The sequence below is a fragment of the Parabacteroides acidifaciens genome (genome assembly GCF_003363715.1).
GTDB classification, from domain to species: domain Bacteria; phylum Bacteroidota; class Bacteroidia; order Bacteroidales; family Tannerellaceae; genus Parabacteroides; species Parabacteroides acidifaciens.
Genome location: NZ_QREV01000039.1, coordinates 1 through 16,617, shown reverse-complemented (window position 1 = coordinate 16,617; position 16,617 = coordinate 1). Strand labels below are relative to the sequence as shown.

13 protein-coding genes are annotated in these 16,617 nt (G+C 50.1%); 7 read left to right on the top strand and 6 right to left on the bottom strand.

The genetic code is table 11. The annotated features are described in order from the left end of the window. Window positions 1-357: 357 nt before the first annotated feature. The 6 genes from DWU89_RS14510 to rsgA all read left to right on the top strand — a co-directional run bounded on the left by DWU89_RS14510 (window position 358) and on the right by rsgA (window position 8,447). Entirely contained in the window at window positions 358-2,676 is a 2,319-nt protein-coding gene (locus DWU89_RS14510) for a TonB-dependent receptor (protein ID WP_244205920.1), read from the top strand. Between the two features lie 21 nt (window positions 2,677-2,697). Then, window positions 2,698-4,581 carry a DUF4980 domain-containing protein gene (locus DWU89_RS14505; RefSeq protein WP_115500355.1) on the top strand — a complete coding sequence of 628 codons (1,884 nt, stop codon included), beginning with the start codon at window positions 2,698-2,700 and terminating at the stop codon, window positions 4,579-4,581. A gap of 216 nt (window positions 4,582-4,797) precedes the next feature. Beyond that, entirely contained in the window at window positions 4,798-5,667 is an 870-nt protein-coding gene (locus DWU89_RS14500; RefSeq protein ID WP_115500354.1) for a carbohydrate kinase family protein, read from the top strand. Window position 5,668: 1 nt separating this feature from the next. Then, on the top strand, window positions 5,669-6,838 hold the full coding sequence (locus tag DWU89_RS14495; RefSeq protein ID WP_115500353.1) for an MFS transporter: 1,170 nt from the start codon (window positions 5,669-5,671) through the stop codon (window positions 6,836-6,838). A gap of 105 nt (window positions 6,839-6,943) precedes the next feature. After that, the gene (gene frr / locus DWU89_RS14490) at window positions 6,944-7,507 is read left to right on the top strand and encodes a ribosome recycling factor (protein WP_115500352.1); all 564 of its coding nucleotides are present in this window, start codon (window positions 6,944-6,946) and stop codon (window positions 7,505-7,507) included. Between the two features lie 7 nt (window positions 7,508-7,514). After that, entirely contained in the window at window positions 7,515-8,447 is a 933-nt protein-coding gene (gene rsgA, locus DWU89_RS14485; RefSeq protein ID WP_115500351.1) for a ribosome small subunit-dependent GTPase A, read from the top strand. Between the two features lie 6 nt (window positions 8,448-8,453). Here the strand turns inward: rsgA and dgt are convergent, their stop codons facing one another. The 3 genes from dgt to DWU89_RS14470 all read right to left on the bottom strand — a co-directional run bounded on the left by dgt (window position 8,454) and on the right by DWU89_RS14470 (window position 11,358). Continuing rightward, window positions 8,454-9,779 carry a dGTP triphosphohydrolase gene (dgt, locus tag DWU89_RS14480; RefSeq protein ID WP_115500350.1) on the bottom strand — a complete coding sequence of 442 codons (1,326 nt, stop codon included), beginning with the start codon at window positions 9,777-9,779 and terminating at the stop codon, window positions 8,454-8,456. Window positions 9,780-9,792: 13 nt separating this feature from the next. Continuing rightward, window positions 9,793-10,401, bottom strand: coding sequence for an L-threonylcarbamoyladenylate synthase (locus tag DWU89_RS14475; protein ID WP_115500349.1), 609 nt, complete (start codon window positions 10,399-10,401; stop codon window positions 9,793-9,795). Between the two features lie 99 nt (window positions 10,402-10,500). Then, the gene (locus DWU89_RS14470; protein WP_115500348.1) at window positions 10,501-11,358 is read right to left on the bottom strand and encodes an enoyl-ACP reductase FabI; all 858 of its coding nucleotides are present in this window, start codon (window positions 11,356-11,358) and stop codon (window positions 10,501-10,503) included. A 174-nt stretch (window positions 11,359-11,532) separates the two neighbouring features. On the opposite strand from DWU89_RS14470, the gene DWU89_RS14465 reads away from it, so the two are divergent. Continuing rightward, window positions 11,533-12,432 carry a sugar phosphate isomerase/epimerase family protein gene (locus DWU89_RS14465; protein ID WP_115500347.1) on the top strand — a complete coding sequence of 300 codons (900 nt, stop codon included), beginning with the start codon at window positions 11,533-11,535 and terminating at the stop codon, window positions 12,430-12,432. Here the strand turns inward: DWU89_RS14465 and DWU89_RS14460 are convergent, their stop codons facing one another. The 3 genes from DWU89_RS14460 to DWU89_RS14450 are packed head-to-tail and all read right to left on the bottom strand — an operon-like array spanning window position 12,433 to window position 16,261. Further along, window positions 12,433-14,898 carry a bifunctional UDP-N-acetylmuramoyl-tripeptide:D-alanyl-D-alanine ligase/alanine racemase gene (locus DWU89_RS14460; RefSeq protein ID WP_115500346.1) on the bottom strand — a complete coding sequence of 822 codons (2,466 nt, stop codon included), beginning with the start codon at window positions 14,896-14,898 and terminating at the stop codon, window positions 12,433-12,435. Between the two features lie 22 nt (window positions 14,899-14,920). Continuing rightward, window positions 14,921-15,904: a GSCFA domain-containing protein gene (locus DWU89_RS14455; RefSeq protein WP_115500345.1), complete on the bottom strand. Its 984-nt coding sequence runs from the start codon at window positions 15,902-15,904 to the stop codon at window positions 14,921-14,923. A 33-nt stretch (window positions 15,905-15,937) separates the two neighbouring features. After that, window positions 15,938-16,261 (bottom strand): DUF6922 domain-containing protein, encoded by a 324-nt coding sequence (locus DWU89_RS14450; protein WP_115500344.1) that lies wholly within the window; start codon window positions 16,259-16,261, stop codon window positions 15,938-15,940. Between the last annotated feature and the right edge of the window lie 356 nt (window positions 16,262-16,617).

Sequence of the window (16,617 nt, the reverse complement as noted above, 5' to 3'; positions counted from 1 at the left end):
GATGCGATTGCTTATAAGTAATCGCACCCGATTACTGGTAAGGACACATACCCGATTACTTATAACTAATCGTACCCGATTGCTTAGAACCACAGGTACCCTATTGCTTAGAACCAATACGACTGATTGCTTAGAACCATATGTACCCTATTGCTTAGAAGCAATACGGCCTATTACATTTGTCACATAAACAGGACGGATTTGACAAGACCCGAAACTTTTTTATGGGATGAGACATTTGTCATACTTCCTGCTTCATTTGTTATCGCCCGCCTGTCCGGAGTACCCTACTTTTGCCTCCGTAAAAACGCATTGCCACGAAAACATTTTAAAACAATCTATATGAAAACTGTTGCCATGAAAAGGTATTTTATCGCGTCCCTTGCCGGCTGTTTCCTTACATCTGCTCTTTATGCACAAGAAGCTGTAAAGGATACGATCCCTTCCGGTAGCGAAAAGAAGGGGGAGACGAACAGCCGTAACGTCATGCTGAACGCAGCAAGTGCAAATGGTCCCCGCGAGATCTCGATCGGCCTGCCCGGCGGAGATGTCAACGTACTCGAGAACGGCCTTCCGGTCGTCTATAATTCGAATCCCCATAACGTAAACACGCATTGGCGCGGCGACGGCAGCCTCTCGCATATCGGACTGATGAAGATATCCGAGACAGCCATCACGACCGGTAACATCGGCTATGCCGTCAACTCGTTCACCCAACTGGGGCTCGACGGGAAGAAAGCCTTCAACGGCACGCTGAACTACAACACCAACCATTTCGGCCGGCAGCAGTTCGACCTGAACCTGAACGGAGGATTGGGGAAAGGCTGGTTCTACAGCGGAAGCATCTACCAGAATTTCGACCCGGGCTCGTTCAAGCTGCGCTTCGCCCAGTATCAGGACCGGACGGAAATCTATAAGTTCGCCCTGAGCAAGCTTTACAACGAAGGGCGCGGACAGTTCTCCGTCATCTATCATTACAGTAACAGTCATTGGCTATCCAACGCGACCACCGGCGCTCCCTTCATCTATGTCGGCGACGGAAGCGTGAAAGAGATTCCCGGCTTCAGCCTCGGAACATCTTCTTACCTGCCCAATGTCGGAACAATCCCTTACCTGGATATCCGGACGGGAAAAGTCGGGACCGTCAACCTCTATGATGCGACCGCCAGCCGGGGCAACCAGGTGACGCTCCTTCATTCCTACAAATGGGATAACGGGCTGGAATGGAAGGTCAATATGAAGTACGACCACTCGCAAGGCTCATACCTCTACCAGACGCCGATGGACATGAAAGAACAGGATGCCTCCGCCGGCTATCAGACCCGGCAGGCGGACGGCGCGTTCCAGCCTTACAGCGGATACGTGCAGAGCCGTATGTCCTGCTTCAACCGGGGCAAGGTAGACGAGGTGTTCTTCACAACCGAACTGTCGCGTAAGTACGGCAACCAGACCTGGCGCGTCGGGCTGAACGAATGGTATTACGATGTGGACTATGCCTCCAACACGACGATGTACGACCACACGGTCGAGGCGTACCCGCAGATGCTCTATAACACAGGCTCCGACAAGGTGCACTATTACGGCGATACGCCCTATTATAACTTCAACCAGAACGCCTCCGAATATTATAAGGGGCATGAAAACAAACTGGCGCTTTATGCCACGCACGACTGGGATATCACGGACAAGCTGAACGCCTATTACGGCGCTCGCCTCGAATACCAGCGCCTGGAAGGGGAGAACCTCGCCGTCTACAATGCCGACGGGAATGCGGTTGGACGTTTCAACAATTACCATATCGGCGCTGTCGCTGCCGACGGGACGGTGATCGCACCGCGCAACTTCAGCTACGACTGGCTGAACACGGCCCTGACCGCCGCCCTGACCTATAAGATGACCGGGCAGTTCGGCCTGACCGGTGACTTCACCTATATCACACAGCGTCCGAACCTGTCGAATTTCTCTCCGGCGGATATGCCGAATGTAGATAAAATAACCGTACCTTTAGGACGTGCCGGACTGTATTATAACACGGATTGGGTGAGCCTGACTTCCCTGTTCTCCTACATTGCGAAGACAAACAACAACTCGACGTTGAACCTGATTAATCCGAACGACCCGACAGGCAAGGACATCAAGGCGGCTCCGCTGAGTTACGACATCAAGACGATGGGATGGACGACGGATGCGGTCTTTAAGCCGTTCAAGGGTTTCGACTTCCACTTCCTGTTCACCTACCAGGTCCCGAAGTACAAGAAGTATGAGACAGGCGTCACATTTCCCGACGGAAGCGTCTCCAGCATCAATGCGACAGGCAATATCGTGGCCGAAATACCGAAGGTCCTGATTGAACTCGACCCGAGCTATATGATTACGAAAGATTTGAAAGTCTGGGCAAGTTTCCGTTACTTTAGCAAGACGTATGCCAACATCAACGATGCCTATTACTTCAACGGACGGTGGGAAACCTTCGGCGGACTGAACTGGCAGGTAAACAAGCATCTGGCGTTGAGCGGAACGGTCATCAACTTCCTGAACCAGACCGGTGCGAAGGGCAGCATCTCCGGCGCCGAACTGGTCGAGAAGAAAGATGCCGACAAGTACAACGGGGCATGGATGGCAGGCAGCTATATCCGCCCGTTCACAGTGGAGTTCAGTGCAACAATTACTTTTTAACAATAAAGACTATTACATAATATGAAAGCATCGATTTCAAACATCAGCAAGAGCCTCGTCATGAGTGCGGCCGTTTCGTTCGGTCTGGTATCCTGCCAGCCGTCCGGCAAGAGTGAGTTTAAACTGGAACAGCAGGGCGACACCCTGACGCTTGTCCACATCACGAATCCGACCAAATACCTCCTGCTTCCGGTCGAGGAGAAGACACTGGAAGGACAAGTCTGCCTCGTGACTGGCGATGCCGCCGATACGGATATGGATGTCCGCCTGGCAAAGCAGCGTGTCGACTATTTCGTGCCGTTCGAATTGCCTGCGGGCGCAAAGAAAGCGCTTGTACGCATTCGCAAGACACCGAAGGACGCCGTTTGCTGGAGCCGGATTCAGTTGTCCGATACGTTCGACACTACAAACCGCGACAAGTTCCGCCCCCTCTATCACCATACGCCGCTTTACGGCTGGATGAACGACGCCAACGGGCTGGTGTATAAAGACGGCGAATATCATCTCTACTTCCAATACAATCCTTACGGTTCCGTATGGGGCAATATGCACTGGGGGCATTCCGTCAGTCGCGACCTTGTTCATTGGGAACATCTTCCGGTTGCCTTGGCGCGCGACACGATGGGACATATCTTCTCCGGCAGCTCGGTGGTCGACCTGGCGAATACGGCAGGATATGGCGACGGCACGATCGTCTCTTTCTACACCTCCGCCAGCGACCGCAACGGACAGATCGAATGTATGGCGTATAGCAAAGACAACGGCCGCACATTCACCAAGTATGAAAAGAACCCGGTCCTGACCCCGTTCGACGGGCTGAAGGATTTCCGTGACCCGAAAGTCTTCTGGTACGAACCCCAGCAGAAGTGGGTGATGATTGTATCCGCCGATAAGGAGATGCGTTTCTTCTCCTCCAAAGACCTGAAGGATTGGACCTACATGAGCGCTTTCGGCAAAGGTTACGGCATGCAGCCGAGCCAGTTCGAATGTCCGGATATGGTGCAGCTCGCCGTCGATGGCGACGGGAATCATAAGAAGTGGGCGCTGATCGTCAATATCAATCCCGGTTGCCTGTTCGGCGGTTCCGCCACACAATATTTTATAGGAGACTTCGACGGCACGAACTTCACTTGCGACACGAAACCCGAAGTCGTCAAATGGATGGACTGGGGCAAAGACCACTACGCAACCGTTTGTTTCTCGAACACCGGCGAACGTGTGATTGCCGTGCCCTGGATGAGCAACTGGCAGTACGCCAATATCATCCCGACCCAGCAATACCGCAGTGCCAACGCCCTGCCCCGCGAACTGACGATGTATTCCGAAGGAAAAGATATCTATATGGCCGTCAACCCGGTAAAAGAGCTGGAGGCTTTGCGGAAGGAAACGAAAGAAATACCCGCCTTCACGGTCGATAACGGAAAGGAATTTACTATCGAAACCCTGTTTGACGGAGGCGACGGCGCTTTCGAGATGAACATAGACCTGACGACCAATGCCGACTGTTCCGGCTTCAAACTGATGAACAGCAAAGGCGAATATATCGATATCTATTTAGACATGAAGGACGGCAAGCTGGTGATGGACCGCGTACACAGCGGAATAGTCGACTTCGGCAAGAACGCCATCCCGCACGAGAAGGAAGCGCATGACAACCGCGTGAAGAACTCCATCAACTATGTGGACGACTTCGCCCTCGCCACCTGGGGTCCGCTTTCCAAAGACAAGCAACATCGGTTGCAGCTGTTCGTCGATAAATGCTCCATCGAAATCTTCCTGGATGGCGGAAAGGTCGCCATGACAAACCTCGTATTCCCGAATGAACCGTACAACAGTCTGTCTTTTTACAGCCGGAACGGTTCGACAAAGGTCAACGCTTGCAAGCTGTACGCATTAGGCTTGTAGGAAAGGGAAACTGCAAAAAGTTTCACTCCAAGAAAAAGGTGAAACTTTTGTTCCAAATATTCTCGGGCGTGAAACTTTAGTTTCATCGGCATGGAACTTTTGTTCCGTCGTGGAGAAACTTTTGTTTCCCCGGCATGAAACTTTTAAGAACAAGCTATGTTTATGAAGAGATACTTAAAGGAATAATTATATTTATAACAATAAAATCAATATATCATGGAAAATAAGAAACCAGTAGTTGTCGGCATCGGGGAACTCCTGTGGGATGTTTTGCCCACCGGGAAGCGTGCCGGAGGTGCTCCAATCAATTTTGTATATCATGCCACCCGGTTGGGAGCGGAAGGATATGCGATCAGTGCGGTCGGAAACGACGTGTTCGGGGCGGAAATAGTTCAGGAATTAGACAAGAACGGCATCTGCCATTCGTTGGGAACGGTCGAATATCCTACTGGAAACGTAATGGTGGAGCTGAAAGACGGCATTCCCACCTACACGATCATTGAAGGTGTCGCCTGGGATCACATCCCTTTGACGCAGGAGGCGATAGAGTTAGTGAAGAAAGCGGATGCGGTTTGTTATGGGACGTTGGCTTTGCGTGCGCAAGGTTCGAGGGAGACGATTCTTACCCTCTTGTCGTATGCCCGCGAAGATGCGTTGCGCTTTTTCGATATCAATATCCGCCAGTCTTATTATTCAAAGGATCTGATCGAGACGTTGCTGCACAAGGCCAATGTGTTTAAGGTAAACGATGAGGAACTGGTCTTGCTGCGCGGAATGTGCGACCTGGATGGTTCGGACGAGGAAGTCTGCCGCCAGATGCTCCGGAAATATAACCTGAAATATGTAATCCTGACTGCCGGATCGGCATTCAGTTCGATCTATTCGCCCGACGAACAGTCGACTATCCTCACTCCAAAGGTGGAAGTCGCCGATACGGTGGGAGCGGGTGACTCCTTCTCCGGTGCATTCGTTTATTCCATATTAACCGGCAAATCCTTGCACGAAGCCCATCAGATCGCTGTCGAGACGGCGGCTTTCGTTTGTACGAAAGAGGGTGCATGGCCAGCCTATCCAAATAAGAACTGACATGAAAGAGAAGAGTTTATATCTGAAGTTAATCCCGGTGATGCTTGTGTTCTTCACGATGGGATTTGTGGATTTGGTGGGGATTGCTTCCAACTATGTGAAGCTGGATTTGGGGCTGACTGACTCGGAAGCCAATATCTTTCCTTCCTTAGTGTTCTTCTGGTTCCTGATCTTCTCCGTTCCGACAGGGATGCTGATGAATAAGATCGGGCGTAAAAAGACGGTTATGCTGAGTCTGATTGTTACTTTCGTGTCGTTGTTGATCCCTTGTTTCGGAGATGGCTATGTGGTGATGTTGGCATCCTTCTCCCTGTTGGGAATCGGGAATGCGTTGATGCAGACTTCCCTGAATCCGCTTTTGTCGAATATTATCACCGGGGATAAGTTGGCGAGCAGCCTGACCTTCGGGCAGTTTGTCAAGGCGATCGCCTCTTTCCTGGCCCCTTATATTGCGATGTGGGGGGCGACGCAGGCTATTCCTTCGTTAGGAATGGGATGGCGTGTGCTTTTCCCGGTCTATATGGTGGTTGCCGTGATTGCGATTTTCCTGTTGGGTGCGACGCATATTAAGGAAGAGGCGCTGGAAGGGAAGCCGTCTACTTTTGCCGAATGTATAGCCTTGTTAGGTAATCCGTTCATCTTGCTGATGTTCATCGGTATCATGTGCCATGTCGGGATCGATGTCGGTACGAATACGACGGCGCCGAAGATTCTGATGGAGCGGTTGGGAATGGATATACACGCGGCGTCGTTTGCCACCAGCCTGTACTTTATCTTCCGTACGATCGGTTGCCTGACCGGTTCGCTGATCCTGGCGCACTGGTCGCCTAAGAAGTTCTTTGTTGTCAGTGTCGTGCTGATGGTTGCGTCGATGGCGGGATTCCTGTTGTTCGATTCCAAAGTCCTGTTGTACGTCAGCATTGCTTTGGTCGGTTACGGCAACTCGAATGTGTTCTCCATTCTGTTCTCGCAGGCGTTGCTTTCGATGCCGCAGCGACAGAACGAAGTCTCCGGGCTGATGATCATGGGCTTGTTCGGCGGAACGGTCTTCCCGTTGCTGATGGGGGTTGCCTCCGATGCGCTCCATTCGCAGACGGGCGCCCTGTTGGTTCTGGCTGTAGGAGTGCTTTATCTGCTTCTTCTGTTTCCGAAGTTGAGGGAACAGCATTGATAAGGCTGTTTTTTTGATAGATACGGCGCAAACTCTTTGCTGAATAAGAAAACTTTACTACTTTTGTTTATCCAAAAAACAGAAAACAAAAATATACAATCACTTATGGCAGATATAAAAGAGTATGTAAAGGCGGCAGAAGAGAAGATGACGTTTGCAATCGAGTATCTCGACGAGCAGTTGTCTCATATCCGTGCCGGTAAGGCAAATCCGAAGATTTTGGATTGCGTGAGAGTTATGTATTACGGTGCTCCTGTTCCTCTGACAAATGTAGCTACCGTAACGATTCCGGATGCAAGGACGATCATGATCACTCCCTGGGAGAAGAAGATCATCAAAGACATTGAGAAAGGAATCATGGATTCTGATGTCGGCATCACGCCTGAAAACAATGGCGAAGTGATTCGTTTAGGTATTCCTCCTTTGACGGAAGAACGTCGCCGCCAGCTGGCTAAACAGTCCAAGCAGGAAGCCGAAGCTGCCAAGATCAGCGTCCGTAACGCCCGTCGCGATGCAATCGAACAGTTGAAGAAGAGCATCAAGACCGATGGTACTCCCGAAGATGTAGAAAAAGATGCAGAAGCGGAAGTGCAGAAGATCCATGACAAATATATCAAGAAAGTAGATGAACTCTACGCAGCTAAAGAAAAAGAAATAATGACCGTATAGTAATAGCATGAGAGGATTGGTTGTTAAGAATACCGGTAGCTGGTATACCGTTCGCACCGATGACGGCCGCGATGTTGAAAGTAAGATCAAGGGGAATTTCCGTCTCAAAGATATTCGAACAACCAATCCTGTCGCGGTCGGAGACCGGGTCGATATCGACATTAATCCGGAAGGGACCGCTTTCATTACCGAGATCGAGGACCGGAAGAATTACATCATCCGCCGTGCCTCCAACCTTTCCAAGCAGTCACATATCATTGCCGCCAATGTGGACCAGGCCATGCTGATCGTGACTGTCAACTATCCGATTACCACCACTGTCTTTATCGACCGTTTTCTGGCGACCGCCGAGGCTTACCGTGTTCCTGTAAAACTGGTGTTCAACAAGATAGACCGTTACAATGCCGAGGATATGGAGTTGCTGGATGCGTTGACTAATCTTTATACGACGATCGGGTATCCCTGCTCGAATCTTTGTGCCCGTTCGGAAGAAGGACTGGACGCGCTGAAAGCCGATCTGCAAGGCAAGATAACCCTTCTGTCCGGCCATTCCGGTGTAGGGAAATCAACGATTATCAACAAATTAGTGCCGGGCGTTAACCTTCGTACCGGCGATATCTCCGAATATCATAACAAGGGAATGCATACGACGACTTTCTCCGAGATGATCCCGTTGCCCGACGGCGGTTATCTGATCGACACGCCGGGTATTAAAGGCTTCGGGACGATCGAGATGGAAGGTGCTGAAATCGCCCATTACTTCCCCGAGATATTCAAATTCTCCGCCGACTGCAAATTCAATAACTGTTCCCACCGCCACGAACCGGGTTGTGCCGTGCTGCGTGCCGTGGAAGACCATTATATCAGCGAATCGCGCTACAAGAGTTACCTGAGCATCCTGGATGATAAACAGGAAAGCAAATACAGGGAAGAATATTGATCGGCTTTATACCGCCGGCAAGCTCATACCTGTGATCTTCCTGTACAAATCGAGGGCGTAAACGTCCGTCATACCTGAAATATAATCGAGTACACACTGCACTTTGCCGTAGACGGTGGGTGCGTTCGTGTTGTATTGTTCCGGGATGCGCTGGAGCAGGAGTTTACTGTAGGCGTGGTCCTGGTTCATGACGGCTTCTGTCAGGGTGTCGATCAGGTGGCTGAAGATGTGGTAACCGGCCAGTTCGATGTCTAACACTTCTTTAGCGCGGTATATCTTTTTATAGGCGGTGTCCGAACAGGTCTGATAGGCTTTCTTCGCCTGGTCGCAGATGTTGTCGATAAGCGGCGTGTTATAGGTCCCTTTCAGGATATCCTCTTCGTTTTCCAGGAAGATGCGGGAACATTCGTCGACCAGCAGTCCGATGATGCAGGAGCGGAGATAGGCGATCTGCTCGTTTGTATCGTCCACCATCTTCATGACGCGGGTGATATGATCGAGCCGCTCGCTTTCGAAGAAGTTCAGGAGCAGGTTGATGGCCTCTTCTGTTGTCAGGATATGCAGTTTGCAGGCATCCTCGATATCCATGATCTGGTAGCAGATATCGTCGGCCGCTTCCACCAGGTAGACAAGCGGGTAGCGGACGAATTTATTGGCGTCTTCCGGGTTCCGGCAAATGCCTAATTCGGCGGCAATGCGCAGATAGGCATCTTCCTCCGACTGGAAGAAACCGAACTTGCCTTTCTTCCCGGCATAGACAGAAGAATAGGGATATTTGATGATGGAAGCAAGCGTGCTGTAGGTAAGGGCGAAACCGCCCTTGCGGCGTCCGATGAACTGGTGGGTGAGCAGGCGCATGGCATTGGCGTTGCCTTCGAAGTGGAGGAAGTCGTCGTAACGCCCGCCCTCTTCAAGTATCTGTTCCTTTAATTTCCGTCCGTTTCCCTCGGAGAAGTAAGCCGAGATCGCCCGTTCGCCGGAGTGTCCGAACGGCGGATTACCCATGTCGTGCGCCAGGCAGGCGGCAGAAACGATGGAGCCTATTTCCGGGAAGTTGACGCTCCCGTCGGGGTATTTCTGCATCAGCCCTTTGGCTACATTGTTGCCTAAAGAGCGACCAACGCAGGACACCTCAAGACTATGCGTCAGACGGTTGTGCACGAAGATACTGCCCGGTAGCGGGAAGACCTGCGTCTTGTTCTGCAAGCGGCGGAAAGGGGAGGAGAAGATCAGGCGGTCGTAATCCCGCTGAAAGTCGGTACGTTCGTGTTTGCGTTCGTGATATTCCTCCATGCCGAAGCGTTTGCCGGAGAGTAATTGGTTCCAGTTCATCTTGTTTTGTTGCTTAATAGATTAATTCCCCTTTTCCCTGGCGGATGATTTCGAAGTCGTCGGTCGTGCAGTCCACAACGGTCGAGGCTTCTGTCCCCCCGTAACCGCCGTCGATCACGACATCCACCTGGTTCTCATATTTCTCTTCGATCAGTTCCGGGTCGGTACTGTATTCGATGATGTCGTCTTCGTCGTGCACGGACATGGTCAGGATCGGATTTCCCAATTCTCCCACTAACGTGCGGATGATGTTGTTGTCCGGCACACGGATTCCGACTTCTTTCCTGTTCTTGTAAATCTTCGGCAGCTCGCTACTGGTAGGCAGGATGAAGGTGAAAGCGCCCGGCAGGTTTTTCTTCATCAGCTTGAACGCGGCATTGCTCACCTTGGCATATTCGCTGAGGTTGGACAGGTCGTAACAGATAATGGAGAGGTTGCTTTTCTGCGGATTGACGCCTTTCATCTGGCAGATCTTTTCGACTGCACGTACATTCAGCGCATCACAACCGATGGCATAGACCGTATCGGTCGGATAAATCACAAGACCGCCGTCGCGCAGGATGCCGACTACCTTGTCTATTTCCCTGAGGTTGGGGTTTTCGGGATATATTTTTACAAGCATGGCTTTATAGTTGAAAGTTGAAAGTTAAGAGTTGAAAGTTTAAGAGGACGTGAGGTTAACTCTTAACTTTCAACTTTTACCTTTCAACTCATTTACGGTTTACCCGTAAATAATGTGTCCGTTTTCGTCGGTATATTCTTCTAAACCTTTGCTGTATTGGTTCATGGCGCGAAGGCTCATGCCCATGCTCGAGAAGCCACCGTCGTGGTAGAGGTTCTGCATCGTTACCTTGCGGGTGAGGTCGGAGAACATCATGACGCAATAGTCAGCACATTCGTCGGCCGTGGCATTACCTAACGGACTCATCTTTTCGGCGAAGTCCAACAGGTGATCCATGCCCTTCACACCGCTACCGGCTGTTGTCAGCGTCGGAGACTGTGAGATGGTGTTGATACGTACGTTCTTTTCGCGGCCGTAGATGTAACCGAAACTGCGGGCGATAGATTCTAACAGGCTCTTTGCATCCGCCATGTCGTTGTATCCGAAGAATGTACGCTGGGCAGCCACATAAGAGAGGGCGACTACCGAACCGTATTCGGCAATGGCATCCTGCTTCTTGGCTACCTGCAACATCTTGTGGAAAGAGAGGGCGGAGATATCCAGTGTCTTTTCCAACATTCCGTAGTCCAGGTCGTCGTACGTCCGTTTCTTGCGCACGTTCGGGCTCATACCGATGGAATGTAAAACGAAATCTACTTTACCTCCTAATATTTCTACTGATTTAGAGAATACAGTTTCCAGATCTTCTACGCTCGTAGCATCTGCCGGAATAACTTCGGCGTGCAACTTTTCAGCCAAGGCGTCCACCTGTCCCATGCGGACAGCGATAGGCGTGTTACTCAGCGTGATTGTCGCTCCTTCTTCTACGGCTCTTTCAGCCACCTTCCAGGCGATGGACATGTCATTCAGTGCTCCGAATATGATGCCTCGCTTGCCTTTCAATAAATTATGACTCATACCTTTTATTTATATATTACGGCACAAAAGTACGCAAAATGTGCAAGATACCCAAAGGTTTGCCTTATTTCGACGGCTTGGGAAAGCGCGTTTCCAAATAATTCTTTATATTTGTCTACTCGTACAGTCGTCTCTAATACAACATTATCCATATATTAAATAATTATTTAGACCATGAAAAGACGTGATTTTATCGGGAAAGGTGCTTCCCTCTTTGCTTCCTGTTGTTTATTGCAGAAGTTGCCGTTGTCGGCGATGCCGGTTGTGAATGAATCGATGAAGAAAAACCGTAACCGGGTCGGCATACAGCTGTACAGTGTCAAAGACGACCTTGCCAAAGACTTTACCGGTAGCCTGCAGAAACTGTCGGACATCGGCTTCTCCTCTGTCGAAACATACGGTTTTGATGGCAATCTGTTCTTAGGGAAAAGGCTGAAAGAGGTCTCTTCTATCCTGGACGGGATGGGAATGGCCCTGTCCGGAACCCATACTGGGTCGGCTATCCTTTCTGCTGATACGGGAGCCAAAGAATGGGACTCCTGGAAGAAATGTTGTGACGAGCTGAAGGCTGCGGGAGGAAAACGTGCCATCCAGTCCTGGTTGCCGGCAACAAAAACGACTGACGATCTGAAGCGACTGGCCGACCATTACAACCGGGTAGGGGAAGTCTGCAAGAAGTCGGGCATCAAGTTCGGACACCATAACCATTCCGCCGAGATGAAGACGGTCGAGGGAAATGTTATCTTCGATTACCTGATCCAGAACACCGATCCTTCCCTTGTCTTTTTCCAGTTCGACCTCGGACATGCTTTGGAGGCAGGCGCCGATTGTGTCGCCTACCTGAAGAAATATCCGGGCCGTTTTACCTGCTGGCACGCGACTGACCATAAGATAAACTCCGGTAGCCGCGAGTTGGGAAAGGGAGATGTCGATTTCGATGCCTTGTTTGCGCTGGCAAAGCAATCGGGCCTCGAAGAACTGGTGGTTGAACAAGAGTCCGGTGACGATCGCTTTGCCTGCTGTAAAGTAGACTTTGATTTCCTCCGTAAATATCCCTGGGCGGAAATCAAATAACTATTCTCTGTAATACACCCTCTTTACACGGGGCGATATCGAGGTCAGTATCTCATACGGTATGGTCTTCAGTTTGTCGGACAGTTCGCTGACCGGAAGCTCCTCGCCGAAAATGATAACGGTGTCGCCTTCGTTCGCATCGATGTCGGTGACATCTATCATGCAGGCATCCATACAAATATTGCCGATAATCGGGCAACGCTGCCCGTTGATCGAAACCTCTCCGCCTCCGTTACTGAAATGGCGGTCCAGGCCGTCGGCATATCCGATCGGGATGATGGCTATGCGGGAGTCGCGTTTCACGTAACTCATCCGGCTGTAGCCGATCGAGTCGCCCGCCGGAACGTTCTGTATCTGCAGGATAGTTGTTTTCAGCGTGCTGACGTTGCGCAACCCTTTCTGGCCGGACGCACTGACACCGTACAGGCCGATGCCGAGGCGCACCATATCCATCTGATAATCGGTAAAGCGTTCGATGCCGGCCGAGTTCAGGATATGTTTGATCACCTTGTATTCCAATCCCGCTTCAAGCTCGCCAGCCGCCTTGGTGAATGTCTCCAACTGCTTCTTTGTGAAGTCGTCGAATACATAAGAATCGCTGCCCACCAGATGCGAGAATACCGAGCGGGCTACAACACCGCTCTGTTTCTTCAGGCGTTCACATATCTCGGGCACGTCTTTCGGCTGGAATCCCAGACGGTGCATGCCGGTGTCGATCTTGATATGAATCGGGTAGGAGGTAATGCCCCTGCGCTCCGTCTCTTTTATCATTGCGTCGAGCAGGCGGAAACTATACACCTCCGGTTCGAGCTGGTTCTCGAACAGGACATTGAAACTGCTGAATTCCGGGTTCATCACGATCAGGGGGATAGAAATCCCCTCTTTGCGCAACTCCGCTCCTTCGTCGGCAACAGCGACGGCCAGATAGTCGCAACGATGCTCCTGCAACGTCTTGGCCAACTCATAGGAGCCGGCTCCATATCCGAAGGCTTTCACCATGCAGACCATTTTAGTTTCCGGTTTCAGCTTCGAACGGTAATAGTTGAAGTTATGGACGATGGCGTCCAGGTTGACCTCCAGAATCGTCTCGTGCACCTTCTTCTCCAACAGTTCGGAGATGCGTTCGAAATGGAACTGGCGGGAGCCTTTTATCAGGATCAGTTCGTTCTTGAACTTCTTGAACGACGCGGATTGGATAAAGTCCTCCGTCGAGAGGTAGAATTCCTTTTCTATATCGAACACGTTCCCGTATTCTTTCAGGTCGCGCCCGATGCCGATGATACGGTCGATCTTCTTTCGGCCTACCAAGTCCGCTACCTTCTTATAAAGGGATTTGGGCAATGTGCCCGACTGCAGGATGTCCGAAAGGATCAGCGTGCATTTCATATCTTTGCCTACGCGCCGGCTCTGTTGGAAATCGAGCGCGATGTCCAGTGAGTTGATGTCCGAATTGTAAGTGTCGTTTATCAACAGGCAGTTGTTGATGCCCTGCTTTACATCCAACCGCATGGCGACCGGTTCCAGTTGCTTGAACTTCTCGGCGTCGTTTACACTGGTCGGTTTCAGATACAACATCACGGCCATGCAATGGATCACATTCTCGATGGAAGCATCATCCGTAAACGGGATCGTATAAGTACGGTCGAAGCCTAAGAGGGTGCAGCGGATAATCGTTTCCGACTCCTTTTTCTTGATCGATTCGATGTATAACGGGGCTTCCGAGTCTTTCCGGCTCCAGGTGATTGCCTTATGGGACAAACAAGCCGATTCGATACAGTTGGCGATGAAGGCGTCGTCTCCATCATAGATAATAGCCTCGCAATCGTTGAACAGCATGAGTTTCTCCAGGCATTTCTGTGTGGAAGAGATGAAGTTCTCCTGATGCGCCTCCCCGATATTCGTGATCACACCGATGGTCGGCGCAATGATCGGTTGCAGGCGCTCCATCTCGTCCGGCTGCGAGATACCCGCCTCGAAAATGCCTAACGTGTTTTTGTCGTTCATCTGCCATACGGACAGCGGCACACCCAACTGTGAGTTATAGCTGCGGGGTGAACGGACAATGTTGAACTCATTATGCAACAGCTGGTAGAGGAACTCTTTTACAATCGTCTTGCCGTTGCTTCCGGTAATGCCGATCACCGGGATGTTGAAACGTTTCCGATGGTGGATGGCCAGCTTCTGGAGAGCTTTCATCGAGTCTTTTACAACCAGGAAGTTGGCCTCGGGCATCGACTCGAATTCCGGCAATACCTCGCTGACAACAAAGTTGCGTACGCGCAGTTTGTATAATCCTTGTATATAATTGTGCCCGTCGTTGCTTTTAGTCTGGAGGGCAAAGAAAAGACTTTGTTCCGGGAATGAAAGGCGACGGCTATCGGTAAGCAAAATGCTGATGCGGTCGTCATGTAACTTCTTGGCGTCAGCTCCGATGATTCCGGCGATTTCTTTTATTGAGTATTCCATTCTTCTATCTCTATAATTAGGTTTAGAACTTCTTTTTAATCACTGCTATCTCATTTGTCATATCAAAGTAAGGGAATTTCTCGTTAAGTCGTTCCATCTTTAACAAAGTTTGCGAGATGAAGTGCTTATAGGCTTCGCTTTCCGGTTGGAAAGGCTTATGATTAATGGCCTTTTGTATATCCTTCCATTCTTTAAGGATTGCCTGAGTCTCGCGGGAGAGCATCGTTTCCGTGAACCGTTCCCAGATATATTCGACCGCCTGCAGAGAGGGATGCAGCATATCGTCCGCATAGAAACGGTAATCCCGCAATTCGTCCATCATGATCTCGTAAGCAGGGAAGTTGGCGGTCTGTTCCGGAAAGTCCTTTTGCAGTTGTTCGACGGCTAACAACAGGGTCGCTTTGCTCAACTGGTTTCCGTGCGCCCCGTCCTTCCAGTGGCGGATCGGGCTGACGGTAAACAGTATTTTCAGTTCCGGATTCTGTTCCCATAGCGAGAGAAGGAGGCTTTTCCATTCCGTCGTAATCTCGTCGACCGACAGCATTTGGCGATCGAACATTTTCTCCGGCAGTTTGTGGCAGTTGGAAACGATTTTCCCCGTGCTTCCCAGCCTGTACACCCAAGCCGTTCCGAGCGTAATGATCATCCGCCGTGCTTTCCTGATTATTTTGGCTGAACTGAACAGTCTCCCGTTGATGTTTTCCAGGCATTCCGTTTCCGACGGGGAAGAAAAGCGGCTGTGGTGGCTGAAGCTATGGTAAACGCCTTCGTGCCGGAAAAGATCGTCGCCCGTAAAACGTTCCGGATGTAACAGCATACGGATCGCTTCGGCTATGGAGGAAGGGTTGTAGAGCGTACCGAACGGATTCAGGTCCGTCTTGAATTTATTCTCCTCCAACTTCTTCCCGATATTCTCGGCAAAACAGGAACCTAACAAAACCGTTTGTTCCATATAGGAAAATGCAAACGGAGCTTTGGGGATGGATATACGGGTATAAAGGTCCATATTGTCAGTACTTTTGTAATTGCCCTCTTGTGTTTATATTAGATTTTGGTCCCGCAACAGTTTCCGTGTGTAGCATTTTAGTTCTTCCTTTTTTAGATTAAAAACGATGCAGACAAAGTTTATATCGATAGGTGACAAGTTGGGGACTTCCTTTATTATTTCCCTGAACCCTTCTATGCCGCCATACAGCTTGAATGCTGCATAAAAATCCTTTAGCCATCCTCTTTCGATGACCCGTTGAACCACGATTTTCCTTGACTTCCACCAGTCGAAATGGGATAAGTCATATTCCCAAAGCAAAGAAGGTGAGATCGAAGAGTCGCCTGTATATGTCTTATATTCATCAAATATAGTCATCTTACATCCTTTTTGTATGCCTATACAAATTTACTATATTTTGCCGGAACAGACAATCTCGCCATTGTTTTTATTCCCTCTTTTCCCCCCTTTTTCGCCCTATCCCTTCAAAAACAACAAATTTGTACTTCGAGCACTGCTTGAACGAAAGGGGTGTAAGTGATTATAAATAAGAAATATATGAGCGAAGACGGGAGAACGCGGAAAAGCCCGTTTTTTAGGGGTAAAAACGACCTGTTTTTGACTTGTAACTGATTGATAATAAAAAAGATAGGAGGCAAAAGCAAAATGACGAAAAAAAACGTACGTTTAAATTCGTCACAAATTTACGCATACTTTTTAAACCTGCAATCCTT

Bases quoted from the DNA above. Each gene is read 5' to 3' on its own strand.
- DWU89_RS14495 (WP_115500353.1), top strand. From the start codon at position 5,669: ATGAAAGAGAAGAGTTTATATCTGAAGTTAATCCCGGTGATGCTTGTG.
- DWU89_RS14460 (WP_115500346.1), bottom strand. From the start codon at position 14,898: ATGGAATACTCAATAAAAGAAATCGCCGGAATCATCGGAGCTGACGCC.
- DWU89_RS14470 (WP_115500348.1), bottom strand. From the start codon at position 11,358: ATGAGTCATAATTTATTGAAAGGCAAGCGAGGCATCATATTCGGAGCA.
- DWU89_RS14510 (WP_244205920.1), top strand. From the start codon at position 358: ATGAAAAGGTATTTTATCGCGTCCCTTGCCGGCTGTTTCCTTACATCT.
- DWU89_RS14505 (WP_115500355.1), top strand. From the start codon at position 2,698: ATGAAAGCATCGATTTCAAACATCAGCAAGAGCCTCGTCATGAGTGCG.
- DWU89_RS14465 (WP_115500347.1), top strand. From the start codon at position 11,533: ATGAAAAGACGTGATTTTATCGGGAAAGGTGCTTCCCTCTTTGCTTCC.
- DWU89_RS14455 (WP_115500345.1), bottom strand. From the start codon at position 15,904: ATGGACCTTTATACCCGTATATCCATCCCCAAAGCTCCGTTTGCATTT.
- DWU89_RS14500 (WP_115500354.1), top strand. From the start codon at position 4,798: ATGGAAAATAAGAAACCAGTAGTTGTCGGCATCGGGGAACTCCTGTGG.
- rsgA (WP_115500351.1), top strand. From the start codon at position 7,515: ATGAGAGGATTGGTTGTTAAGAATACCGGTAGCTGGTATACCGTTCGC.
- DWU89_RS14475 (WP_115500349.1), bottom strand. From the start codon at position 10,401: ATGCTTGTAAAAATATATCCCGAAAACCCCAACCTCAGGGAAATAGAC.
- DWU89_RS14450 (WP_115500344.1), bottom strand. From the start codon at position 16,261: ATGACTATATTTGATGAATATAAGACATATACAGGCGACTCTTCGATC.
- frr (WP_115500352.1), top strand. From the start codon at position 6,944: ATGGCAGATATAAAAGAGTATGTAAAGGCGGCAGAAGAGAAGATGACG.
- dgt (WP_115500350.1), bottom strand. From the start codon at position 9,779: ATGAACTGGAACCAATTACTCTCCGGCAAACGCTTCGGCATGGAGGAA.